Origin of the sequence: Chondromyces crocatus, assembly GCF_001189295.1 — a bacterium.
Lineage (GTDB): Bacteria > Myxococcota_A > Polyangia > Polyangiales > Polyangiaceae > Chondromyces > Chondromyces crocatus.
In genome coordinates, this window is sequence record NZ_CP012159.1 from 10848784 (window position 1) to 10871754 (window position 22971).

Here is a 22971-nt window from a genome sequence, read left to right on the forward strand (position 1 = left end):
CGTGGGGGTACGCAGGACTAGAGCTGGGGGGGCGGCTTGACCGCGCTCTGGACCGTCCCGCTGGAGAGCTGGTTCGTCCAGTAGATGTGGGTCTGGTCGATGGCGAGCCCCCACGGGGACTGGAGCCCTGCGGCGAAGGTGGAGACGATGCCGCTCGGTGACGCCCTCATCACGGAGCCGCTGGCCGCATTGGCCCAGTACACCCCCGTCGGGTCCGCCGCGATCATGCGAGGATTGCCCTGGCCCTGTGCCACCATCTCGACGGTCCCTCCCGTCTTGAGCACGCGCATGACGGTCCCTGTCGCGCTGGTGGTCCAGTAGGCGTAGAGCGCATCCACGGCGATCTCCCGGATCTCGCCCTGGCCGGTGGCGAGCGTCGTGGGCTGGCCTCCGGTGCCGTCTTTCAGGACGCGCTGCACCGTGCCTGAATTACGCAGCACCCAGTACGCATGGGTGTCGTCGACCGCGACCGCATTGGGCACGCCCCCGGTCGCGAGGGTCGTGAAGGGACCCGCACCCATGGAACCACGGGGCGCGCGCACCACGCCGCCGTTGCCCTCGTGGTAAGTCCAGTACACGTAGGCATCGTCGATCGTGAGCCCGAACGGGTAGCGGAGATTCTCGGCGATCGGCTCCGGGGGCGTGCTGCCGTCCACCGCGGCTTCCATGATGCTCCCGTTCTGAGCGCCCGAGATGCCGCGGTTGGCCCAGTAGACATGGGTCGCATCGGCGGCGATGCCCGACGGGTTCGACTGGCTCGTGGCCATGACCGTGATCGTGGTCCCGTCGAGCGACGATTTCACCACCGTGTTGTTGCCGAAGTTGGACCAGAAGAGCGCGTCACCCCCGACGGCGAGGTAGCTCGGCTGCGACTGACCCGTCGCGCCAGTCGCCACACCGACGCAGAGCCCGGCCTGACAGGTCCCTCCGCTGCAGTTGTTTCCGCACAGACCGCAGTGGCGCGCGTCGACCTCGGGCTGGATCTCACACCCGTTCGAGTCGTCGTTGTCGCAGTTCGCGAAGCCGGGCTCGCACGTGAGCGGCCCGCCCGCGCCAGCGCCTCCTTCGCCGCCGAGTCCCCCTTGACCGCCAGCGCCGCCGAGGCCGCCTTCTCCACCGGCGCCCCCAGCGCCACCAGCGCCTCCTCCGCCAGTCCCTGCGCCTCCCGTACCACCAGCGCCGCCCTGCGGTCCGCTCGTCGTGCCGGGGCCCGTCGAGCCATCACCGGAGCACGCAGGAACGGCCATCACCAACAGGACAGCGGCAAACAAGCAAGAGCTACGCGGGGTACCAAGCACGGAGACCTCCTATGGTGTGCAGCATACACGAACCCAGCAGCGCCTGGGTTCATCGCGCTTCGCTCACGCCCTCTCGTTTCTGGGCGTCACGTCCTCCTGCGCGACCGCCAGCGCCCCGGACGCCCGCAGCGCGGACAGAAGCATCTCCAGCAGGAAGTCGCAGATGGCGGCCAGCGGCAGCTCTCGGCGCTCGACCCAGTCGAGGCTGGTGACCTCCACGAGGCCGATCCACCCTCGCAGTGCCAGGCGCAGCGCAGGTGGATTCCCCTGCACGAAGGGAACGCCGTCCACCCCTTCGAGCAGCCGCTCCAGGTACGTCGCGCGGGTCTGCTCGATGATGGCCACCACGCCGGGATCAGAGCCGATGCCTCCCCGGAACAGCGTCGTGTAGGCCCGCGCGTGGCGGACCACGTAGTCCAGATACGCCTCGACCCCATGACGGACCCGCTCGAGCGGTGGCGCCTCCGCGCCTTCCAGGACAGTGGTCGCGAGGAGCTGCCGGGCCGCCTCGCTCAGGCAGGCGATGTAGAAGTCCCGTTTCGTCGGGAAGTAATGGTAGAGGAGCCCCTTCGACACCCCGGCCGAACGCGCGACGTCGTCGATCGACACCTCGTCGTAAGAGCGTTCGTAGAAGGCAGCCAGCCCGAGCTCGACGAGCTGCGCGCGGCGCTCGTCGAGATCCAGACGCAGCCGTGGGCCACGCGTCGAGGTGAGCTTCCCCTCGGAGGAACCGCTGCGTCGGACGGCACACATGGGAGCGCCACCCTAGTACAGCGACGGGCCGACCCGCGCCCGGACCGCTCCGAAGGCTCGAATCGTCGCCGGATCCAGAGGTCGCGCCAGCTTGTTGACCTTTGTTCAACAGCGCGCTACCCATGGGTCACGGTTATTGAACGGAGGTCAACAGTATGGCGAGCCCCCATCCCATCCGGCCACGCAAGCTCGATCTCGACTTCGGCGCGGTCCCGCGCGCCTGGTTTGCTGGCAATGCCGCGGCGACCGGCATCGCCAATGGCGTGAACCTGCTGTTCCCCATCGGCGAGCGCTTCTTCGTTCGCAGCGTGCTTCGCCACATGGACCGGCTGGATCCCGCCCTTCAGGAGCAAGTCCGCGGCTTCTTCGGGCAGGAAGGCCGTCACGCCGGCGCTCACGAACGGTTCTTCGCCGCCATGCGCAGCCATGACTACCGCTTCGATCGCTTCCTGGAGATCTTCGAGACCGTCATCCGGTACCAGGAGGAGCACCTGCCCGCCGTGCTCTCGCTGTCCGCGACGGCTGCCGCCGAGCACTACACGGCGCTGCTGGCCGAGGCCGTCCTCCGGCGCCGGGCGCTGGAGCACGCGCACCCCGCGCTGCGTGACCTCCTCCTCTGGCACGCCGCCGAGGAGATCGAGCACAAAGCCGTGGCGTTCGACGCGCTCCAGCAGGTGAACCCGAGCTACGCCGTGCGCATGGCCGGCCTCGCCCTGGCCTCCAGCATCCTCTTCAGCTTCTGGTTCGCTGCGACGGTGATGCTCTGGCACCAGGACGGCATGTCCCCCCTCGGCGCGCTCCGTGAACTCCGGAAGCTCCGGGAGCGGGCCCGCGCCGCGGGCGTGGAAGCCCACACGTCGCTGGTCCGCACGACGATGCTGCGCGGCCTGCTCCAGTACCTCAGCCCAGGCTTCCATCCCTCCGACAACGACAACGACGCGCTCGCGCAGGCGTACCTGGTGGAGGCCGGGCTCGAACCGGCGGCGTGAGCACGTCCGGGCGGCGATCTTGCGCGCCGCCCGGCGTGTTGACTTCACCAGGACCCTTCACTAGTCCGGTCGAGGTGAACCGCTCGACTGCTCCTGCTGTTGTGATGTCTGCGGGCCGTGGCCTCGTCTTCGCGGCCCTGATCGCGCTCTCGGCATGCGGCGCACCAGCCGCGGAGCCGAGCGTCCCCGAGGCGCCCACGGCGTCGACCGCGGAGGCCCCTGCGGCCGCCACGGATCCAGCCCCTGCGCCCACGCCTGCGCCCGCCGTGACCGACGACGCCCTCGGAGGCCGCCTCTACGATCGCTGGTACACGGGCAAGGACTTCGCCCCCGACAACGCGAAGACCGCCGACGCGATCGATGGGCGCGGTGGCCCCTTCGGCAACGGCTCGCTGGCGCGCGGTGATGGCGCGCCGTGGTCCAACGCCAGCGGGCACGACTACCGCCTCAAGAACCTGTTCGGCTGGGATCTCCGCGGCAGCGAAGGCATCGCCGGGCCGAAGTACCAGAACAAGAAGCAGGTGCTCGCGAAGAACCTGCTCTCCGGCAAGGAGTCGTTCGACGAGCTGCTCGCATGGCTCGACAAGGGGAGCCCCGAGACGCCGGCCTTCGGCCCGGTGCTCTCGCAGGACGAGCTGCGCTCGCTCACGGCGTTCATCGTCGGCGTCCGCGACGGCAAGCTCCCGCACCCGGACCAGATCTGGACCCTGTCGGCTTCGACGCCAGGAAACTACACGCTGAAGAGCGGCGGAGACGCCACGCGCGGCGCACAGATCATCAAGGAGCGCTGCGTGCGCTGCCACGGCGCCGACGGCACGGCGATGCTGTTCGACGACGACGAGTACTCGCTCGGGACCCACTCGCGCCAGAAGGCCTACGAGGACTGGGCCAAGATCCTGAACGGCCAGCCCGGCACCAAGATGGGCCGGCAGGTCAAGGGCGCCACGGCGCAGGAGATGGCGCAGGAGATCCTCGACATCTTCGCGGCCCTCTGCGACCGCAAGGCCTTCCCGAAGGGGAGCGCCAAGGGTGCCGACGTGGCCGACAAGGACCCGCGCTGCGGCGCCTACCTGCGCTGACCCCGAGGCGGTGAGGGGTGCTTCCTCACCGCCACGACCACATCACCGCAACAGCAGCTCCGGCCCTGGGGGACCGAGCGCCTCCACCTTCACATCCACCCACCCTGCGGCCACCCGCAGGCGCTCGGCCACCTTGGTCAACACCGACCAGGAGTTCATGCAGCGGAGCACGCACGCGGGCCCTGGCTTCGCGGCCGGCATCCCCGCATCGCCACGCTGGCAGGCGTCGATGGCGTCCCGGTAACGGACCGCAGCGCGGCTCACCGCTTCGGCTTCCTCGAACGTCTTTCCTTGCTCGTCGGGCGGCATCGTCACGCCGGCCAGCGCGCCGACCTCGACCGCCGCCTCACGGCACGCATCCCACCGCGCGTCGACCCACACGGCATCGGCGTCGCTCTCCGGCGCGATCCGCTCGTGGAACGGCCGCAGCTTCTCGAACGGCCCGTTGACGATCGCCGCCACGCTCGCATAAGCGCGCTTTCGCCGATCGATCCAGCCCTCCTTCTGGGCACAGGCCGCCACGAGACAGGCCAGGAGCCCCACGGCGAGCACTCGACCTGCACACCGTCGAAGGCGATCCCCACGGCTGCTTCCCTGCACCTTCATGGCCTCACGCTCACCCGACGGCATCTGCGCGCTCCTGTGCATCATCGTCCAGCGCGAGAAGCGCCCCGAGCGCTGCAGCGCAGACCGTCTCGGTCCTCAGCGTGAACCTCCCCAGCCTCACCCGAACGAACCCCGCGGACGAGCAGGCGTCCATCTCCTCCTCCGAAAGGCCCCCCTCTGGACCCACCAGCAAGGCGATCCCTCGACGGCCTCCCGCATCGCCCAGCATTCCGCCGAGCCATGTCCCCAGCGAGCGCTCCGCGCGAGGATCGAGACACACCGCAGCCTCCCCGTCGAGGGCCTCGAGCACCTCCGTGAGCGGCAGCGGCCCCTCGATGCGCGGCGCATCCCCCCGACCGCACTGTCTCGCCGCCTCGACCGCGACGCGACGCCACCGCCCTCCTCGGTCCCCCTGCGGTCGCGCCACGCAGCGCGCGCTCAGCGCGGCGACCACGCGCGTCGCCCCCAGCTCGGTCGCATCCCGGATCACCGCGTCCAGCTTGTCCCCCTTGCCCACGCACTGGATCAAGGTCACGGCACGCCGGGGCACGAGCGACGCGGCGCGCACGACGTCGATCCGCGCGGCGGAGGGCCCTTTTCCGGAACCGACCAGCAGCGCCTCCGCCTCCAGCGCGCGCTCCGGGTCGAAGGCCAGGAACCGCTCCCCCTCCCGCAGCCTGTGCACACGGCTCACGTACCGCGCCACCTCGGGCGACAGCGGCACGAGCCCCGGCGCAAGCGAGGTGAGCGGCACACGCAGCAAGCCCTGACGCATCCGTCGCGCCTGCTCAGCCTGCGAACGCGATGGCGACCCACGCCGTGTCGGCCGCGGCAGCGTCTCCCCGACGCCGTGTCTCCACGTGCCGGAGCCCGCGGGGCAGACCGAGGTAGCGCGCAACGATCTCGTCGTGCTCGCTCTCCAGGATCCCGGAGAGGATCAACCAGCCACCTTTCGCGACGAGCCGCACCAGATCCTCGGCCATCGGCCGCAGCACCCGCGCCTCGATGTTCGCGACGACCCACGGAAACTCACGGGTGATGTCCTCGGTCGTCGCCTCGCGCGCCTCCACCCGATCACGGAGCCCGTTCCGCTCGGCGTTCTCCTCGACCACCTCGATCACGTCGGCATCGTTGTCCACGGCGACCGCGCGGCTCGCCCCGAGCTTCAGCGCGACGAACGCGAGGATCCCGCTCCCGGTGCCGACATCGAGCAGCTCCTTGCCCGAAAGTTCGTCCGCGTGGGCGTCGAGCAGCTCGGCCACCAGCGACGTCGTCGCGTGCAGCCCCGTCCCGAAGGCGCGCCCAGGCTCCAGCCACAGGACGTGCCCATCCGCGGGAGGGGTCGGCGCCTCGACCCACGGCGGGGCCACGGTGATCCGCGGCGTCAACGCGAACGGCGCGAAGTGCTCCTTCCACGCATCACGCCACGCATCCCCCACCACCTCCTCGATCCGCGGGGTCAGCGTCGCGTCGATCTCGCGCAGCGCCTCGATCGCCGACTCCGCCTCCGCGCGCTCGGCGAAGCTCGCCACGAGCGTCACCCGTCCCGCCCCGACCCCACGGAGCAGCGTCTGATCGTCACGCTCCTCCACGCCCGACGCCCCCAGCTCGAACAAGGTCGCGGCCAGCTCGTCCGACACCTCGGCGGACACGTCCACCACCACGAACGGATAACGCGGCTCCGATTCTGCACTCATCCAGACTTCCTCATATTTTTCCGCAATACCGCCGGCGGGAGGGCACCGACACGAGCACGTCGAGCCGGGAAGCTGCAGGCGGCACCATCTCGCCTTCGCGCAGCACCATCGCCGTCAGCCTTCCCCCGTACACAGCCCCCGTATCGATGCCCGTCGCCCAGGAATGAAGCTGCGGCTCGGGCTTGGCGTTGTGCCCGAACACGAGATGCGGCGGGCCGACGTACGTCTCCCCCCACAACCGCTTCCCACCGCGTCGCTCCACCGGCTCCCCATAGCGGCCCAGGCAGCGCACGTACATCAGGGTGTGCGGATCCTGGCGCTCGATCGGGAGTCCGGGCACGACCCCCGCATGCACCACCCGGATCCCCTGCTCTGGCAGGTCGATCCAGTACGGCAGGGTCTCGAGCCAGGCCCAGTCCCGCTTGCGGAGCAGCCGCGCCGTCGCCTTCGACATCTCGCCGAGCGGCTCCCCGCTGCTGTCCCCCTTCCCTGCGTGCCACCGGAGCAGCCGATCCTCGTGGTTGCCACGCACGGAGATGGCCCCGACCTCCCGCAACAGATCGAGGGTGCCGCACGGATCCGGTCCGCGCACGATCAGATCCCCCACCATCACCAGCCGGTCCGTCGCAGCCAGACCGATGCGCTCCAGCAGCGCAGCCAGCTCGTCCCGGCAGCCGTGAACATCCCCGACGATGATGGTGCGCGGCATCTTGTGCGAAGTTGAGAGCTTACGCTCCCGGCTCTCCCGTGGATCGCTACCCCTTCCTCCGAGCGTCAGCCCGGAAAAGGGACGTCCCATCGTAGAACCATTTCGAGCAAGGCTCTACGGGGACTCGATCTTTGCCCGCTTCGGGATGACGACGATCCCGCCCTCGCTCACGTACCACTTCTTCTTGTCCTCCTCGAGGTTGAAGCCGATCTCCGTGCCCGGCGGGATTTCCACGTCCTTGTCGACGATGCAGCGCCTCAGCTTCACGTGTCGACCGATCTTCACGTCCTCGAAGAGCACGCACTCCTCGATGTGAGCGAACGAGTTCACACGAACCCTGTTCGACAGCACGCTCCGATGAATGCGCCCGCCTGAAATGATGCAACCGAGAGAGACGAGGCTCTCGGTGGCGATGCCCACGCGCGCGTTCGCCTCGTCACGGAAGACGAACTTGGCGGGTGGGTCGTGGCTGATGCCCGTCCGGATGGGCCAGTCCTTGTTGTAGAAATTGAACGCCGGCTGGATGCTCACCAGATCCATCTGGGCGGCCCAGTAGGCGTCGATGGTCCCGATGTCGCGCCAGTAACCGAGCCCCTCCTCACCAGGCACGCGGTTCTGGTGGAAGTCGTAGACGAAGACGCGGCTGCCCTTCACCAGCCGCGGGATGACATCCTTGCCGAAGTCGTGCGAGCTGGTCTCGCTGGCGGCGTCGGCTTCGAGCACGTCCAGCAGCGCGCGGGTCCGGAAGATGTAGTTGCCCATCGAGGCCAGGCACATCCCCGGGCGCCCTGGCATCTCGGGCGGGTCCTGCACCTTCTCGTGGAACGCGATGATGCGCCCCCCCTCGTCGACCTCGATCACGCCGAAGGAGCGCGCCTCCTCCTTCGAGACCGGGATGGCCGCGACCGTCACCTCTGCGTCGCGGACGAGGTGCGCCTGGAGCATCTGGCGCACATCCATCTTGTAGACATGGTCCCCGCCGAAGATGCACACGTTCTCGGGCGACTCGTCGGTGAGCACGTTCTGGGTCTGGTACACCGCGTCCGCCGAGCCCTTGAACCAGCTCTTCCCCGTGCGTTGCTGTGCCGGCACCGTCTCGATGAACGCGTCGAGGATGGATGAGAGACGCCACGAGCGCGCGATGTGCTCGTCGAGCGAGCCGCTCTTGTATTGCGTCAGCACCTTGATCCGGTGCAGCCCGGAGTTGACGAAATTCGAGAGGACGATGTCGATGATCCGGTAGCGCCCTCCGAAAGGAACGGCCGGTTTGGCGCGCTCATAGGTGAGAGGACCGAGTCGACGCCCTTCGCCACCGGCGAGGATCATCACCAGGATCTTCGTTTGGTCGTAATCCGCTCGCAGGAGGTTCTCCGGCATGGCGCCGAGAGGGTAACGCATCGAACGGCATCTCGGCGACCTGTCTGGTCGCGCTCACGCGCGATGCGTTCTGCGCTGGGGAGGCAACGGAGCTTCATGTCCGGCAATGCCCGAGTGACGCTGGTCACGGGCCAAGGCCCTCGCGTTTCGGTGCCCCAGCGCGCTCGCGATCCATGCGCATGCGCCCTCGCGTGCCCACGCACCTTCGGCGCCTTCTCCTGCCGCCGACCGCGCCTTCTCCTGCCGCCGACGCGCGGCGCTGGGACCTCGTACGCGGATGCCGCAGCGCTTCCCTCGTGGATGCCGCAGCGCTTCCGGAAGGCTGCCAGGCTCCGCCCACGATCCATCCCTCTTTACGCCCTGCACGACCCCGTGTTAGCCGTGGGCCGGGTCTCCAGCCCGTTCCTCTGCTGCTCAGGAGATGTGATGAAGCTCCGAATCGGTCGACTCCTCGCCGCCAGCGTTATCGTCGCAGGTCTGATTGGGTGCGGAGGGGATGACGAGCCGTACACCCCGAAGCCGGCCCACAGCGGCGCCAAGCCCACCCTCCCGGCGGTCCCCACGCTGCCGACCAAGAAGAAGAAGGAGGGCGACGCCTACACCGTCTGGGGTGCGACCCACGACCTTCGCAGCCGCGTCCATTTCGAGGACATCAACGGCAAGAAGATCTCCCTCGTGGGGTACATCGTGAAGACCAACTTCGACGAGGCGCCCGCCTGCTCCGTCCACAAGACGGGCAAAGCAGACCCCCCCGAGTGCAAGGCCCCCGTCCCCATGTTCGCCATCGCCGACGAGAAGGGCGAGACCAAGGACATGATCCAGGTCATGGGCTTCGCGTCGAATTTCGCCCAGCTCTACACCATCATCGAGGCGATCGATCGCTCCCCCCGTGGCAAGGAGAGCGAGGTCGCCCTCGACGACGAGTTCTGGGGCACCAAGGTCCCGAACCCCGTGCCGAACGTGGGCGCCAAGGTCAAGGTCACCGGCATCTACGGCACGACCTTCACCAAGTCGTCCAGCGGCGCCGCCGTGGACCCCAAGTACGGCATCATGACGGCCGAGTCGATCGAGTACCTCGAGCCGCCGCCCGAGAAGACCTACCTCCCCGGCATGAAGCGGAAGCCCTGATCCCGACCAGCGCGCGCGTCCCAGCGAGCGCGCGCTCCCGCACTCCCTCGCGAAAACGACCTCACGCATCCCGGGGAGTCACCCCGGAAAGCTGGCAGCGTTGCTCTCCGTGAGCTCCTGGGCGGCCTCCAGGACGGCCTCCGCGAGCAAGCGCTGCGCGCTCTCCTGAGCATCGGGAGCGCTTTCCGCGGGAGCGCTCTCCAGCCGCACGAGGGACGTCGGTCCATCCCCGGTCAGCGTGTCGAAGATGCCTGGCTCGGCGCGGTACTGGTCCTCCATCACCACGATGGCGAACGGAGGCCGCCGGAAGCCGCGCCGCAGCACGCTGGGCTCGCAGGCCTGCACGGTCACCGACAGCCGTTCGGCCACATCACGCCAGGTCGCGACGAGACCTTCCGGACAGCCCACCAGGAGCACGAGCGAATCCGCCCGGTCACTCACACCCGGGCCTGCGCTCCCCGCACCCATGGCCGACGAGGGTAGACCAGAAGGACGGAGCGCATCCAAGAGAATCGAAAGCTCGCCCATGCTCACGCGCCCGACCCCGCGCGTGTGATGCTCCAGCCGAAGCCTTCCTCCGACGAGATGAACCGGACATGACCGGCGACTTCCAGGGAGTCCACCAGCTCCTCTGCCTCGATCTCGGACAGCTCGAAGCGGTCGCAGAGGACGTCGCGAAAGCACGTCTTCCCCGGCACGTAGTCCGCATCCACGATCGGACCGAGCGCGCCGAGAAGGACCTCGGAGGCAAGCTCAGGCGTGACGACCTCCTGGACCACTTCGTCCGTGGACACGACGAACTCGTCCACGGTGTCCACCGTCTCGCTCGTCGTCTCGATCGTCTCGTCACCGAGCACGATGTTCTGGCCGCTGCTTTCGCGCATGCCTCCGCCCCTTCCTGATCCAGCGCTCCGTACCGCTCGAAACACGGAGGTGCTGAACACCTCGGTGCCCTCTGGAGCCGTCCCCGCACGAACGCAAGGGGGGGTCCTGAAGAGGAAACCTTTTTGAGGCCGTACTTCCGTCTGCCCCGGGTCCCTTTTCCGCGCTAGGACACGGAGGACCGCGTCAGCACGGCGCGGTCTCAGAAGCCTTCTCACGATGACGACGCCTCGCGAGGGCCCGCCGCCGCGCCGCGCGGCGCGGACGCCCGTCAGTGCCACACCGCTTCCTGGTCCTCGTGGGCTCCTGGAGTTCCAGCACCTCGGCCGCGTACTTCTGCACGCCGGCCTCGTCGGCGCAGCGGCCGGCCTCGCTGGTTCCTTGTTCTTCGCCGCCCTCGAACTCGGGGAGCGCTACATTCTCGAAGGCCTCACCGGCTACCGCCCCCTCCGCGCCCACGGGGAAGCCGTCCTCCCCGTCTTGCACCGGGCAGAGCTTCGCCCCTGGCTCATCTGCCTCGTCCCTGCCCTCGGCGCGCTCATCGGTGGCCTGCTCACTGCGAGGTTCGCTCCCGAGGCCCGCGGTGGAGGCGCCGACGCGCTCATCGACGCCTTCCATCAGCGCGGTGGCGTCGTCCGACGCCGGGTCCCCCTGGTCAAGGCGCTCGCCTCGTTCTTCACGCTCGCCTCGGGTGGCTCGGGCGGCCGCGAAGGCCCCACCATGCAGATCGGCGGCGGCATCGGCTCCTTGCTCGCGCGCGCCCTCCGCGTCGGCCCACGCGAGCGCCGCATCCTCCTCATCGCTGGCGCCGCCGCGGGCATGTCCGCCATGTTCCGCACGCCGCTCGGCGCCGCGCTCCTCGTCGTCGAGGTGCTCCACCGCGATGATTTCGAGTCCGACGCCCTCGTCCCGTCCATCCTCGCGAGCGTCGTCTCCTACTCCGTCTTCATCTACTTCTTCGGCGAGTCGACGCTCTTCACCCACGCCCCTCGCTACCCCTTCATTCCCTCGCACCTGCCGCTTTACGCCCTCTTCGCGGTGCTCCTCTCGGTGGTGGCGGTCGGTTATCTCACGGTGATCCACGGCACCGAGCGCGTCTTTCAGCGCATCAAGCTTCCCGTCTGGGCCAAGCCTGCGCTCGGTGGACTCGCGCTGGGGCTCCTGGTCGCCCCGATCCTCATCCTGCTCGGCGGGCGCGCGGGCCAGCCTGGTCAGGGCTTCGGCCTGCTCGGCGCTGGCTACGGCGCAGCCCAGGTCGCGATCACGGGCGCGGGCTGGCTGCCCTCCGGCTGGGATGGCGTCGAGCTGCTGCTCCTCTTGCTCGGCATGAAGATCATCGCCACCTCGCTCACCGTCGGCTCGGGTGGCAGCGCTGGAGATTTCGGCCCCTCGCTGGTGATCGGCGCCCTCGCCGGCGGCGCCTTCGGCCGCGCCGCGGAGATCCTGATCCAGGATCCCCGCATCGACCCCGGGGCCTTCGCGCTCGTGGGGATGGGCACGCTCTACGGCGGCGTCGCGCACGTCCCCATCGCGGCGCTGGTCATGGTCTGCGAGCTCGCTGGCAGCTACGACCTCCTCGTCCCCCTCATGCTCTGCGAGGGCATCGCCTTCGTCGCCCTCAGGCACCGCTCCCTCTACCGCGCTCAGGTCCCGACGCGACGCGACTCGCCAGCCCACCGCGACGACTTCATCTACGACGTGCTCCGGGGCATCCTGGTCCGGGACGTCGTCGTGACGAGCCGCCCCTTCGTCGCCTTCGACGCCCGCACCAAGGCTGCCAGCGTGATCACCCGGATCGCAGGTTGCGAGTGGCAGGACACATTTCCGGTCCTCGACGAGACAGGCAAGGTGATCGGTACCATCGACGCCGACATCCTGCGCACCGCCGCCATGAGTCCGGAGATCACCGAGGTCGCCATCGCGCACGACATGATGGAAACCCCAGCAGCGGTGGCGGACACGGAAGACCTGCATCGCGCCCTGCAAACGCTCCTCCAGCACGAGGTGCGCGAACTCGTCGTGCTCGATGCCGACGGGAAGATCGTCGGATTCCTCGACGAAGCCGACGTCGCTCGCGCCTACCACGACGCCACCGCCGGCATCCGCCGCGAGCCCTAGCTAGGCTATGGACCTGGAGCCGTTTTCGGCGCTAGCGTGACGTGCAGTGTCAACGGGGACATCGGAACCCGGCCTCTTCGCCGGATACACCGCGCTACCCGGCGCATACGACGAACTCTTCGGCCTCGACGGCGCGCCTCGCCCCGAGTTTCGCCGCGCCGTCGGCCTCCTCGCCGGGATGAGCCTCCGCGATTTCGCGCGAGCCCAGCAGCTCGCCGAGATCGCCCTCCTCAACCAGGGCGTGACGTTCTCGGTCTACGCGGACGGGCGTGGCAAGAGCCTCGGCCAGCTCGCCGACGGCAAGAGCCGCCAGCTCGAGAAGATCTTCCCCTTCTGCCTCGTCCCTCGCCTGATCTCGGCGGCGGACTGGCACCACCTCGAGCGCGGCCTCATCCAGCGCGTCCACGCGCTCAGCCTCTTCGTCGACGACGTCTACGGCGAGCAGCGCATCCTCGCAGAGGGCGTCATCCCCCGCGAGCTGGTCCTCGGTGCTGCCCACTACATCCCCTTCCTCAAGGGACTGAAGCCCCCGGGTGGCGTGCGCATCCACATCGCAGGGGTCGACCTCATCCGCGATCCCCAGGGCCGCTTCCGCGTGCTGGAGGACAACCTCCGCACCCCCTCGGGCGTCTCCTACGTCCTGGAGAACCGCCTCATCACCAAGCGCGTCGTCCCGCAGCTCCTCGACCAGTCCCGCGTCCGCCGGGTCGACGACTACCCCAACCGCCTCGCGGACACGCTGCGCTCCGTCTCTCCCTCGTTCCCGGGCACCACCTCGGCCGTGCTGCTCACCCCGGGCCCTTACAACTCCGCCTATTTCGAGCACAGCTTCCTCGCACGCTCGATGGGCGTCGAGCTCGTCCAGGCCGCGGATCTCTTCGTCGACCAGGACCAGGTCTTCGTCCAGACCACGCGCGGCCCTCGCCGCGTCCACGTCATCTACCGCCGCACCGACGAGGCCTTCCTCGATCCGGAGGTCTTCCGGCCCGACAGCATGCTCGGCGTCCCCGGCCTCATGCGCGCGTACGCCGCTGGCAACGTCGCGCTCGCCAACGCCCCGGGGAACGGCGTCGCCGACGACAAGGCCATCTACCCCTTCGTCCCGGAGATGATCCGCTACTACCTCGCCGAGGAGCCCATCCTGGAGCAGGTCCCCACCTACGTGTGCGCCCGCGACGAGGACCGACGCTACGTGCTCGACCACCTCCCCGAGCTGGTGGTGAAGGCCGTCGACGAGGCCGGAGGCTACGGCATGCTCATGGGCCCCGAGAGCACCGCCGCCGAGCGCGACGAGTTCCGCGCCCGCATCGAGCAGAGCCCGCGCCGGTACATCGCGCAGCCCCGCATCGAGCTGAGCGCCGCGCCCACCTGGGACCCGACGGGCACGGAGATCATGGCGCGGCGGGTCGACCTCCGCCCCTACGTGCTCACCGGCCGCGACGGCCCCTGGGTGCTCCCTGGCGGCCTCACCCGGGTGGCGCTCCGCCCGGGCTCATACGTCGTCAACTCCAGCCAAGGTGGCGGCTCGAAGGACACCTGGGTGCTGAAGGACGCCCCGGAACCACGCCCATGATCTCTCGCGTCGCCGATCACTGCTTCTGGTTCGGTCGCTACCTCGAACGCGCGGAGAGCACGGCCCGTGTCCTCGCCGTCACCCAGCACCACGTGCTCGACGCGGAGCTCACCCCGCCCGAGCACTGGCGCCCCTTGCTCACGGCCTCCGGCCAGGAGCCCCACTTCGTCGAGCAGTTCGGCGCGGAGGCGGTGGGGGACGGGGACGCCGTGCAGCGCTACCTGTGCTTCGACGAAGACAACACCGCCAGCATGCAGCGCGCCATCGCGGCCGCGCGCGACAATGCACGCTCCATCCGCGAGGTCATCAGCCTGGAGGTGTGGGAGACGGTCAACGAGCTGCACCTCTGGCTGGACAGGGGACAGGGCGCCACCGACTGGACGCTGAACCGGCATGGCTTCTACCGCCGCATCCGGCAAGCCGTGCAGCTCGCCCTGGGCCTCACCCAGAGCACCATGCTCCACGACACCCCCCTCGACTTCATCTGGCTCGGCGTCCTCCTCGAGCGCATGGGCCAGACGGCGCGCATCCTCGACGTGCACCACGTCGCCTTCACCCGGGCCGCCCAGGCCGCGAAGGCCGACCCGACCACGCTCGGCGCGACCCACCAGGTCATCGAGACCGCGCGCTGGCTCGCGCTCCTGCGCGCCTGCTCCGGTGGCGAGCCGTTCATGAAGGTGAACCAAGGCCGCGTCACCGGAGAGTCCGTCGCCCGCTTCCTCGCCTTCGAGCCGCGCTTCCCCCGCTCCATCCGGCACTGCGCCCACGCCGCGTACACCCGCCTCGCCGACATCCGCCCCCCCGAGAGCCAGGCCTTGCCGGGTGGCGACACCCTCGCGCAGCTCCACGGCCTCACGCTCTGGATCGCCGACAAGTCGCAGGAGCACCTCGACCTGTCTTCCCTCCACGGCATGCTGGTACGCGTCGTCGACGAGACCGCGGCCATCTGCGATGGCATCGGACGCGATCTCCTGGGCAACGTCACCCGCCCCACCCCGAGCGTCCCTCCGCCAGCCGCTGCACCACCACAGATCAGCGCCCCGGCGCGATCGACCCAGTCTCAGTCCTGACGTGACGGCGCGGGCCGGCTCCGCAGCACATCCAGGATCGCGTCGAGCCGGCTCAGCATCGCCCGGTTGATGTCCCGCTCCTCCTGCTCACGTCCCTCCGCGTTCGGCGGGGAGAGGGCCGCGGCCGAGAGCGCGGGTCCGAACGTCTGCACGAACGCGCCCACCGCTTTTCCCGCGTCCGTCACGGGGAGCCAGCCATTGAACCCCACCGCCTGGTTCGCCGTGACGAACAGCAAGGCATCCAGGAACGTCCTGCAGCGCGGGTTGTGATCCTTCTCTGCCGCGTGGAGCAGCAGCGCACCGACCAGCGACATCGCCAGCAGCGAGTCCATCGGATCATGCGTCAGGGCGCGCCGCGCGCGCAGCTTGAGATCCGCCAGCGTCGCGAGCGAGAGCTTGTCGCCGTACTCTGCGTAGAGGCCGAGCGCGAGCGGCAGGAGCGCCCGCACATCCAGCCGGCGGGATTGATCCGAGTTCATCGCCCCTCCAGATGTCTCACAAACCGTCCCGGGCCGGAACCGCGATCCCGTGGGTCACCAGGCGAGCCTCCCGCCCCGACCACACCGCAGGACGGGCTGGCCCGCTGGTCTCACGCCGCCATGCTGTGGTGCCGCGTCGAGACCAGGCCTGACGAGGAACGTCGGGCGAGGTCGCCGCCATGCTTCGCCCTGCTGGGCAAAAGCGCCCTCGTGGTAGGGTCCCCTGGTTTCAACGGAGGTTCCATGCGCCGCGTCCCGCTCCTCGCTTCCCTTGGTCTGATTGCCCTCGGCCTCCTCAGCGCACCAGGCTGCTCCGGGGACGACGATCCTGGCCCTGGGAACACGACCACCACGACCACCACGACCACCACCGAGACCCATGGAGAAGGCACGCTCCCTGGCCTCGAAGGGCAGGTCGACGTCATCGTCGACGACCGCGGCATGCCGCACATCTATGCCTCCTCGCTCCACGACGTGGCCCTCGTCGAGGGCTACCTCATGGCCCGGGATCGCTTCCCGATGATGGAGTTCATCCGCCGTAACGTCACCGGCCGGCTCGCCGAGATCGTCGGAACGCTCGCTCCCGAAGCGATCCAGGCCGACATCGCCGCGCGCGTCATGGGCTACCAGCGGGTCGCGAACCGCATCTACGACGGCCTGGAGCCCACGAGCCCCACGCGCGTCACCCTCGACGCCTTCGCCGCCGGCGTGAACATCTACATCCGGGAACTCCGCGAAGGGACCACCAAGCTCCCGGAGGGTGCAGGCCTCCTCGACCTCTTGCTCCTCCCGAACACCGAAGCGTTCACCGACTGGACCCCGCAGGACTCCGTGGCCATCGGGCGCTACCTCTCCTCGGCGCTCTCCTACGACGGCGACTACGAGATCGCGTACACCTCGGCCGCTGCCGCCGCCGCGAGCACCTTCCCCGCGGGCGATCCCCGCGCGGGCATCTTCCGCGACCTCTGGTCCATGGCCCCCGCGCGTGACGTCTTCAGCCGCGACGGCTTCCCGAACGGGAGCGGCGGCGGGAACATCCTCCCCCAGCCTGCGCCCGCGCCGCCGGCCGCGTCCCTTGGCGCCCTCCAGCGCGCCCAGGGCTTCTTCGACCTCGCCAAGCGCCACCTCGAACAGCTCGGCGACGAGAGCCGCGGCTCCAACAACTGGGTCGTCTCGGGCAGCAAGACGGCATCCGGCTACCCCCTCCTCGCCAGCGACCCGCACCTCACCCTGCCGAGCCCCCCGCTCTTCTGGTACGCGCACCTCAACACCGCGCGCGCCGGTGGCGACCTCAACGTGCAAGGCCTCTCCCTGGTCGGCGTCCCCGGCGTCATCCTCGGCTACAACGATCACATCGCCTGGGGCTCCACCACCGCGAGCCACGACGTCACCGACATCTACGAAGAGACGATCACCCCGGGCCAGAACGGCGCCCCCGACACCGTGCTGTTCAAGGGCAACCAGGTCCCCATCGAGATCGTCACCGAGACCATCAAGGTCAACGGCGCCGACGACATCGTCCTCCGCCTGGAGCACGTCCCCCACCACGGGATCATCGCCCCCCAGATCGTCAACGGCCAGGTCGTCCCCCGCACCGAGAACACCGCGCTCAGCGTCCGCTGGACCGGCGACGAGCCCTCTTACGAGATCACCGCCTTCCTCGACCTGAACTTCGCCAGGAACCTCGACGACGCCAAGGCCGCGCTCGAGCACTTCGAGGTCGGCGGCCAGAGCTTCGTCATCACCACCTCCGAGGGCGACATCTTCTGGTCCTCCCAGGCCCGTGTCCCCGTGCGCGACCCGGCGGCGATGACCTACGACCCCGTGACCCAGACCGGCCTGTCCCCGGCCATGGTCCTCCCGGGCGACGGCAGCGCCGAGTGGATTGGCACCCTCGACGGCCGCTACCTCCCGCAGGACCACAACCCGGCGCGCGGCTTCATCGCCACCGCCAACAACGACCTCGTGGGTGCCACCGCCGACGGCAACCCCTTCGACGAGCCCCACTACGTCGGCTGGGACTTCGACCTCGGCCACCGCATCGCGCGCATCACCGAGCGCCTCGAAGAGCTCACCACCGCGGGCGGCGTCACCCCCGAGGACATGATCACCCTGCAGGGTGACCACCAGTCACCCCTCGGCCGTCTCCTCGCGCCGAGCTTCGTCGACGCCATCGCGCGCGTCGCGGCCGAGCGCTCCTCGCCGGGCACCCACCCCGAGCTCTCCGCCCTCGTCGCCGAGCTCTCCAGCGCCGACCTCGACCGCCTCGACAACGCCGCAGCGCGCCTCGCCGCCTGGAGCTTCGCCGCCTCGGCGGGCGTCGACATCGGCGACGGCGCACCGCCTGCCGTCGAGGTGAACGACGCCATCGCCACCTCCCTCTTCAATGCCTCGGTCGCGCACCTCGCCCAGCTCGCCTTCGGCGACGAGGTCACCGCCATGAACGCGCGCCCTGGCAGCAACCTCATCGCCAAGACCCTCCAGTGGGCCATCCTCGACCCGCAGCGCCTCGCCACCTACGACGACGTCCTCGGCGACACCGTCCTCTGGGACGACCTCGCCACCCCCGCCGTCCAGGAGACCCGTGACGAGCGCATCGCCCGCGCCATGCTCCAGGGCATGGCCACCCTGCGCGACCTGCTCGGCGACGACATGACGGCGTGGACCTGGGGCCGACTGCACACCGTCCGCTTCACCTCGATGGTCCCCTCGATCGCCGGCTCGAGCCCCGTCGACCTCCCCCGCGCGAACGACCCCGCCTTCCCCAACGGCTACCCTCGCCACGGAGACAACTTCAACGTCGACGCCTCGAACCAGGGCATCTGGTCGACGACGAACTTCAGCTACGCCAACGGCCCCGTGCAGCGGCTCGTCGTGGAGATGACCCCGGAAGGCCCCCGCGCCTGGAACGCCATCCCAGGCGGCCAGGCCTTCGATCCGGCGAGCCCCCACCACGCCGACGAAGCCGAGCACTGGCGCCGCAACGACGCCCCCCCGCTCTACTTCAGCGACGCCGACATCGACGCGCACGTCGAGTCGCGCCTCACCTTCACCCCCTGACCCTCACGCCGCGCTCGATCCGGCGCGCGCCTTCCCGGGTGGCGCGGCGGAGGCCAACCCAGGCTTCCCGCCCGCGCCGCTCCCCTCTTGCCCCGACAGCCACCCCGCAGCCCCGCGCCCCAGACCGAGCGACGCGGGCCCGCCCAGAAGCCGCGCATGCGTCACCACCGCGCCATCGCCCACGCCAGGCGGCAAGAGCGCTGGCGTATCCGGCCCGATCGCCACCTCTCGCCACCCGGCTGCGCTCGCGGGCGACACCGCCTCCGTCACCAGCCACGGCACATCCTCCAGCCCCTCCACCCCCAGGAGCGCCGCACGCGACGCCAGGAGCGTCCCCACCCCACTCAGCACGATCGCCGGCTTGCAGGCCGCGATCATCGACACCAGCCACCGCGATGGCCCCGCCAGCGCCGAACGCCCCTCCACCTCGGACAGCGGCGCCGGCATGGCGACGACCCCTGCGTACAGACAGCCGTAGAGCGCCGGCACCAGCGCCACCCCCGTCGGGTACAGCAGCACCGCCCGTTCACCGGGCTTCACGCCCGCGCGCTGCAGCGCCGCCGCGATCGCGCGCGCCGCGCGATCCAGCTCCCCGAACGTCATCACGCCCGCTGGCATCGCCCCGGAAGGGAGCAACGCCACGTCACCCCCGAGCGCGCTGAACACCTTCTCCTCCGGCTGCTCCGTCGCCATCTTGCGAAGCAGCTCCACCAGCGTCACGGCCTCCGCGCTGTCGTGCTCGAGCGATGTCATCGTGTCCCTCCTGTCCTGCGCACACATGACGGCCCTCCCGCACGCGCTGCGCACAGGTGACCTCGATGGACGTCCGGATCGCCACCGAACATGGCCGGCTCCGAACCCGGACGAAGCGCCACGCTACCGCCGCGCATCGCGCCGGCACGCCGCCTCCTTGAAATGACCCTATGGCAAAGAGCTGGAGACGCGTCCAGCGCGCACGCTGCCCGCACGGACACCCAATGTCCCAGCCAACGAACCGCGCGGATCCGCGCGATGTCTCACCCCGTCATGCGTGCATCGACGCACGCCCCGCACCTACTCGGTCCAGAGCATCGACAGGTCCAGCTCCACGGCGTCGAACGGCGTTGCCCGCACCTGCGCCGCACCGCAGGACACCACCCGCAACCGCCACTCCCCGTCAGCGCCCATCACGAACACCTCGAGCAGGCACGCGCTCGGATCGACGAGCCAGAGGGTCTTCACGCGCTCTCGCGCATAGATCGGCATCTTCTCTGCGCGGTCACGCGCGGCAGTCCCGGGCGAGAGCACCTCGCACACCCAGTCGGGCGCCACCTGGATGAACGCCGCGCCTCCGAGCTGCGGCAACCGTTCCAGCGTCCATCCCGCCAGATCCGGCACCAGCACATCCATGTCCACCCCGTGCCCGAGCTGGAGCTGCGGCGCTTGCAGGATGCGCCACCCGCCAGGCCCCCCACGACCCCGACAGTACGCTTGCCCCAGCTCCGTCTGCAGCTCGCTCGACGCGTGGACGTGCCGCAGCCCGGGCTGCGCTCGCACATACGACGTACCGCGGATGATCTCGGCGACCTGGTGCGGCTGCATCGCCTCCAGCTCATCGCCATGTGCGTGACGCGAGAGTGTCCTGGAAGGCTCCTGCATGCGAGGGAGCGTGACACCCGCCCCCCTCGCGCTGCAAGCGCGGCCGCGCTCACCCGAACGCCAGACGAAGTCGCAGCACGGTCTCGTCTTCGCACCCTTCCGCTGCATCACCCCTTCTTCGCGACACGCGTCTTCTTCGCTCCGCGCGCCGCCGTGTCGGGCGCCGTCGACGCAGAGCGCTTCGCAGCAGACTTCTTCGTGCCGGCGGTACGCGTCGCGGCTGCCGTGCTCTTCGCAGCAGACTTCTTCACGATGGCAGGACGACCTGCTCCAGCGCGCTTCGCCCCACCTGCACTCGTCGCATCCGACGCCGCCGAACGCTTTGCAGCAGACTTCTTCACAGAGACGCCGCTCCTCGTACCCGCCCCTCTGGTCGTCGTCGCACGCTGTGCCGTCGCCGTCTTCGTCTCGGCGGAGCGCGGCGTGCTCGACGTCGTCGACTTCGCCTTCGTGGAGCGCTGCGGGCTCGCCGACTTCGCCTCGCCACGACGCCCCGTCGCCGCCTTCGCCGGTTCACGGTTCCGAGCCGTCGTGGCGCTCGGCGCCTCGTCGGTGCCGAGCTTGGCCAGCGACTTCTTCGGGGCGATCAACCGGTAGCTCTCGTGGATCAGCTCCCGCACCTCGTCCCATGACGTAATGCCGGCCGCGTCCATCGACACCCACCCCTTGTGCCCCACGTACGGCGCCTTCGTGAAGCGCGGGTCCTGGATGATGTCGAGCGCGTGCTCCATCTCCAGCTTGAACCCGATCGACACCACGCCTTTCCCTTCTCCGCAACCTGCGAAGATCTTCTCTCCGACACGAAAGTGAGGCTCTCCCCAGGTCAATGTCTCCTTCGTGTCCGGAAGCGACAGGCAGATCTCCCGCATCCTCGTCAGCACCACAGACGCTCGACCCATGATCGAAACCCTCCTCGAACGGCCGCGCAGAGCACCACGCCCCCCTCGACCCCTGCGCAGCCTGCCCGTAGCGCAGCGCAAAGACCAGCGCGCCTCCGCCGCGCTCTCTCCATGCAACCGGGAAAGCGTGGGCCGTCACCCCGAAGATGGCTCCCTCAGATCCAGAGCTGCACCTGGATCATGGCCCGATGGGTGGTCCCGGCAGGAACGCCGTCGACCGAGGCCGCGTCGAGATCCAGGAGCTGGTAGCGCCCGCCCACCTTCAGGTGGTTGCCCACCGCGTACGCGTTCACCTGCCCCTCGACGCTCTTCTCCTGCCCGTCGCTCCGCGACGCATCCGGTTCCATCCACCCGGCCCGCGCGGCCACCTCCAGCCGCTCGGGCACCACGAAGTACCCCGCCTGCCCGTACACCCCCACGCCGCGCACTGCGGCCCCCGCATCGGGCCTCGTCGTGCGCAGGTACCCTTCCCCGAAGAGCGTGAATCCTCCCCACGCCACCACCACATCCACCCCGCCCGTCAGCCGGGTCTCTGGGGACAGCGCCACCGTCGTCGTCTCTCCGGTCACCGGATCCACCTGCTGGCCCGTCGGATGCGCCCGGTCCACGATCCCGTTCAGTCCCACCGAGAACCCGAACGGCACCGGCCCCCGCAGGGACGGCGTCTCGTCGTAAGGCATCGCGCGCACCGGGCTCACCGCCACCCGCCCGATCCCCATCACCGAGGTGTCGTCGTTCCCGCCCTTGCCGATCCCGTTTCCGTTGAAGGCCCCCGCGTAATATTCGACCGCCCCCTTCCCGATCGAGCCGAGCACCATCACCCCCGTGTCACGACCCGCCCGGAAGCGCTCCTCGACGCGCGAGAAGTCCTGGAACTGGAGCAACGGCACCGGCGTGAGGAACGCGCGGCTGAAGGGCGTCAAGAACTGCCCCACCTTGATGCCGACCTCCGGCACCGGCTGCCACGTCGCCTCCAGGTCGAGCAAGCGCGCCGACGGACCCGCGAACTCGGGCTGCACCAGGAACTTCACCCGATCCTGAAAGGCGCGCGCCCGCAGGTACGGTCGGACGACCATCACGTTGAAGCCTCCCTGAGAGAGCGCTCCCCCGTTGAACGTCAGCTCTCCTCGAAACTGGGACAGCACGCCCACGTCGACGGCGAACAGGTCCTCGGCCGTCCTGAAGCCCAGCCCTTCGCTGAGCGACGCATGAAAGTTGAACTTCTCCGGCGGATGCTCGGACGCGGCTGGCGCAGGCGTGGCTGGCGCAGGCGTGGCTGGCGCAGGCGTGGCTGGCGCAGGCGTGGCTGACGCAGGCGTGGCTGACGCAGGCGTAACCGGCGCAGGCGAAGCTGGCGCAGAGACAACGTCGGGCGGGGCAGAGGCTGCTGCGGGGTCGTCCGACGAGGCCACGGCCGAGCTGGGTGACACCTCTCGAGCCTGTGCCGACGAGACGAGGGACAGCGAGAGCGCGAGCGAGATCAGGTCGCCCGCGAGCGCACGCAGAAAACGATGCATCGTGTTCTTCCGGGGGGTCGGTGGGGAGTTGACGGCCCGCACACGACGGCCGGCGAAGACCCCCGAGGGCCACCGCTCGCGCGCACGGATCGCTCCGGA

General features: G+C 69.5%; 21 protein-coding genes. 7 read left to right on the top strand and 14 right to left on the bottom strand.

The features are described 5' to 3' along the window. Positions 1 to 17: 17 nt before the first annotated feature. The gene (locus tag CMC5_RS39470) at positions 18 to 896 is read right to left on the bottom strand and encodes an NHL repeat-containing protein (protein WP_156339216.1); all 879 of its coding nucleotides are present in this window, start codon (positions 894 to 896) and stop codon (positions 18 to 20) included. A gap of 465 nt (positions 897 to 1361) precedes the next feature. Beyond that, the gene (locus CMC5_RS39475) at positions 1362 to 2051 is read right to left on the bottom strand and encodes a TetR/AcrR family transcriptional regulator (protein WP_050435244.1); all 690 of its coding nucleotides are present in this window, start codon (positions 2049 to 2051) and stop codon (positions 1362 to 1364) included. A 155-nt stretch (positions 2052 to 2206) separates the two neighbouring features. On the opposite strand from CMC5_RS39475, the gene CMC5_RS39480 reads away from it, so the two are divergent. Further along, on the top strand, positions 2207 to 3040 hold the full coding sequence (locus tag CMC5_RS39480; RefSeq protein WP_050435245.1) for a metal-dependent hydrolase: 834 nt from the start codon (positions 2207 to 2209) through the stop codon (positions 3038 to 3040). A gap of 104 nt (positions 3041 to 3144) precedes the next feature. Further along, a complete protein-coding gene (locus CMC5_RS39485) occupies positions 3145 to 4119 on the top strand; it encodes a hypothetical protein (protein WP_050435246.1) in 975 nt (324 codons plus the stop codon). 42 nt (positions 4120 to 4161) lie between these two features. Here the strand turns inward: CMC5_RS39485 and CMC5_RS39490 are convergent, their stop codons facing one another. From CMC5_RS39490 to glgC, 5 genes are all read right to left on the bottom strand, one after another. Further along, positions 4162 to 4725, bottom strand: a complete 564-nt coding sequence (locus tag CMC5_RS39490; RefSeq protein WP_218920202.1) for a hypothetical protein — start codon at positions 4723 to 4725, stop codon at positions 4162 to 4164. 10 nt (positions 4726 to 4735) lie between these two features. Continuing rightward, on the bottom strand, positions 4736 to 5500 hold the full coding sequence (locus CMC5_RS39495; protein WP_050435248.1) for an RsmE family RNA methyltransferase: 765 nt from the start codon (positions 5498 to 5500) through the stop codon (positions 4736 to 4738). 13 nt (positions 5501 to 5513) lie between these two features. Beyond that, positions 5514 to 6422, bottom strand: a complete 909-nt coding sequence (locus tag CMC5_RS39500; protein ID WP_050435249.1) for a 50S ribosomal protein L11 methyltransferase — start codon at positions 6420 to 6422, stop codon at positions 5514 to 5516. Positions 6423 to 6432: 10 nt separating this feature from the next. Continuing rightward, positions 6433 to 7131 (bottom strand): metallophosphoesterase, encoded by a 699-nt coding sequence (locus CMC5_RS39505; protein WP_050435250.1) that lies wholly within the window; start codon positions 7129 to 7131, stop codon positions 6433 to 6435. Positions 7132 to 7245: 114 nt separating this feature from the next. Further along, positions 7246 to 8508, bottom strand: coding sequence for a glucose-1-phosphate adenylyltransferase (gene glgC, locus CMC5_RS39510; protein WP_050435251.1), 1263 nt, complete (start codon positions 8506 to 8508; stop codon positions 7246 to 7248). Between the two features lie 426 nt (positions 8509 to 8934). Here glgC and CMC5_RS39515 point away from each other — a divergent pair, with 426 nt between their 5' ends. Next, positions 8935 to 9636 (top strand): hypothetical protein, encoded by a 702-nt coding sequence (locus CMC5_RS39515; protein ID WP_050435252.1) that lies wholly within the window; start codon positions 8935 to 8937, stop codon positions 9634 to 9636. Between the two features lie 78 nt (positions 9637 to 9714). On the opposite strand, the gene CMC5_RS39520 is transcribed toward CMC5_RS39515, so the two are convergent. Continuing rightward, a complete protein-coding gene (locus CMC5_RS39520) occupies positions 9715 to 10077 on the bottom strand; it encodes a hypothetical protein (RefSeq protein ID WP_156339217.1) in 363 nt (120 codons plus the stop codon). 89 nt (positions 10078 to 10166) lie between these two features. Further along, a complete protein-coding gene (locus tag CMC5_RS39525; protein WP_050435254.1) occupies positions 10167 to 10520 on the bottom strand; it encodes a hypothetical protein in 354 nt (117 codons plus the stop codon). Positions 10521 to 10737: 217 nt separating this feature from the next. Between CMC5_RS39525 and CMC5_RS39530 the strand changes: the two genes are divergently transcribed. The 3 genes from CMC5_RS39530 to CMC5_RS39540 all read left to right on the top strand — a co-directional run bounded on the left by CMC5_RS39530 (position 10738) and on the right by CMC5_RS39540 (position 15279). Next, positions 10738 to 12636, top strand: a complete 1899-nt coding sequence (locus tag CMC5_RS39530) for a chloride channel protein (RefSeq protein ID WP_050435255.1) — start codon at positions 10738 to 10740, stop codon at positions 12634 to 12636. Between the two features lie 178 nt (positions 12637 to 12814). After that, positions 12815 to 14209, top strand: coding sequence for a circularly permuted type 2 ATP-grasp protein (locus CMC5_RS39535; protein ID WP_245678616.1), 1395 nt, complete (start codon positions 12815 to 12817; stop codon positions 14207 to 14209). Continuing rightward, positions 14206 to 15279 (top strand): alpha-E domain-containing protein, encoded by a 1074-nt coding sequence (locus tag CMC5_RS39540; protein ID WP_063796435.1) that lies wholly within the window; start codon positions 14206 to 14208, stop codon positions 15277 to 15279. The genes CMC5_RS39535 and CMC5_RS39540 overlap by 4 nt, the downstream gene beginning before the upstream one ends. Here the strand turns inward: CMC5_RS39540 and CMC5_RS39545 are convergent. Next, entirely contained in the window at positions 15270 to 15758 is a 489-nt protein-coding gene (locus tag CMC5_RS39545) for a hypothetical protein (protein ID WP_050435257.1), read from the bottom strand. The two genes, CMC5_RS39540 and CMC5_RS39545, sit on opposite strands and share 10 nt — an antisense overlap. 243 nt (positions 15759 to 16001) lie before the next feature. On the opposite strand from CMC5_RS39545, the gene CMC5_RS39550 reads away from it, so the two are divergent. Beyond that, a complete protein-coding gene (locus CMC5_RS39550; protein WP_050435258.1) occupies positions 16002 to 18818 on the top strand; it encodes a penicillin acylase family protein in 2817 nt (938 codons plus the stop codon). A gap of 3 nt (positions 18819 to 18821) precedes the next feature. Here the strand turns inward: CMC5_RS39550 and CMC5_RS39555 are convergent, their stop codons facing one another. The 4 genes from CMC5_RS39555 to CMC5_RS46775 all read right to left on the bottom strand — a co-directional run bounded on the left by CMC5_RS39555 (position 18822) and on the right by CMC5_RS46775 (position 22872). Continuing rightward, complete coding sequence (locus CMC5_RS39555) at positions 18822 to 19571, bottom strand: AMP-binding protein (protein ID WP_050435259.1); 750 nt, start codon at positions 19569 to 19571, stop codon at positions 18822 to 18824. 300 nt (positions 19572 to 19871) lie between these two features. Continuing rightward, the gene (locus CMC5_RS39560) at positions 19872 to 20399 is read right to left on the bottom strand and encodes a Uma2 family endonuclease (protein WP_245678130.1); all 528 of its coding nucleotides are present in this window, start codon (positions 20397 to 20399) and stop codon (positions 19872 to 19874) included. 164 nt (positions 20400 to 20563) lie between these two features. After that, positions 20564 to 21355 (bottom strand): MmcQ/YjbR family DNA-binding protein, encoded by a 792-nt coding sequence (locus tag CMC5_RS39565; protein WP_050435260.1) that lies wholly within the window; start codon positions 21353 to 21355, stop codon positions 20564 to 20566. Positions 21356 to 21510: 155 nt separating this feature from the next. Continuing rightward, positions 21511 to 22872: a porin family protein gene (locus CMC5_RS46775; protein WP_050435261.1), complete on the bottom strand. Its 1362-nt coding sequence runs from the start codon at positions 22870 to 22872 to the stop codon at positions 21511 to 21513. Positions 22873 to 22971 lie beyond the last annotated feature (99 nt).

Bases quoted from the DNA above. Each gene is read 5' to 3' on its own strand.
- CMC5_RS39525 (WP_050435254.1), bottom strand. From the start codon at position 10,520: ATGCGCGAAAGCAGCGGCCAGAACATCGTGCTCGGTGACGAGACGATC.
- CMC5_RS39550 (WP_050435258.1), top strand. From the start codon at position 16,002: ATGCGCCGCGTCCCGCTCCTCGCTTCCCTTGGTCTGATTGCCCTCGGC.
- CMC5_RS39505 (WP_050435250.1), bottom strand. From the start codon at position 7,131: ATGCCGCGCACCATCATCGTCGGGGATGTTCACGGCTGCCGGGACGAG.
- CMC5_RS39530 (WP_050435255.1), top strand. From the start codon at position 10,738: ATGACGACGCCTCGCGAGGGCCCGCCGCCGCGCCGCGCGGCGCGGACG.
- CMC5_RS39560 (WP_245678130.1), bottom strand. From the start codon at position 20,399: ATGCAGCCGCACCAGGTCGCCGAGATCATCCGCGGTACGTCGTATGTG.
- CMC5_RS46775 (WP_050435261.1), bottom strand. From the start codon at position 22,872: ATGCATCGTTTTCTGCGTGCGCTCGCGGGCGACCTGATCTCGCTCGCG.
- CMC5_RS39565 (WP_050435260.1), bottom strand. From the start codon at position 21,355: ATGGGTCGAGCGTCTGTGGTGCTGACGAGGATGCGGGAGATCTGCCTG.
- CMC5_RS39500 (WP_050435249.1), bottom strand. From the start codon at position 6,422: ATGAGTGCAGAATCGGAGCCGCGTTATCCGTTCGTGGTGGTGGACGTG.
- CMC5_RS39495 (WP_050435248.1), bottom strand. From the start codon at position 5,500: ATGCGTCAGGGCTTGCTGCGTGTGCCGCTCACCTCGCTTGCGCCGGGG.
- CMC5_RS39555 (WP_050435259.1), bottom strand. From the start codon at position 19,571: ATGACATCGCTCGAGCACGACAGCGCGGAGGCCGTGACGCTGGTGGAG.
- CMC5_RS39490 (WP_218920202.1), bottom strand. From the start codon at position 4,725: ATGAAGGTGCAGGGAAGCAGCCGTGGGGATCGCCTTCGACGGTGTGCA.
- CMC5_RS39485 (WP_050435246.1), top strand. From the start codon at position 3,145: ATGTCTGCGGGCCGTGGCCTCGTCTTCGCGGCCCTGATCGCGCTCTCG.
- glgC (WP_050435251.1), bottom strand. From the start codon at position 8,508: ATGCCGGAGAACCTCCTGCGAGCGGATTACGACCAAACGAAGATCCTG.
- CMC5_RS39475 (WP_050435244.1), bottom strand. From the start codon at position 2,051: ATGTGTGCCGTCCGACGCAGCGGTTCCTCCGAGGGGAAGCTCACCTCG.
- CMC5_RS39515 (WP_050435252.1), top strand. From the start codon at position 8,935: ATGAAGCTCCGAATCGGTCGACTCCTCGCCGCCAGCGTTATCGTCGCA.
- CMC5_RS39480 (WP_050435245.1), top strand. From the start codon at position 2,207: ATGGCGAGCCCCCATCCCATCCGGCCACGCAAGCTCGATCTCGACTTC.
- CMC5_RS39545 (WP_050435257.1), bottom strand. From the start codon at position 15,758: ATGAACTCGGATCAATCCCGCCGGCTGGATGTGCGGGCGCTCCTGCCG.
- CMC5_RS39540 (WP_063796435.1), top strand. From the start codon at position 14,206: ATGATCTCTCGCGTCGCCGATCACTGCTTCTGGTTCGGTCGCTACCTC.
- CMC5_RS39535 (WP_245678616.1), top strand. From the start codon at position 12,815: ATGAGCCTCCGCGATTTCGCGCGAGCCCAGCAGCTCGCCGAGATCGCC.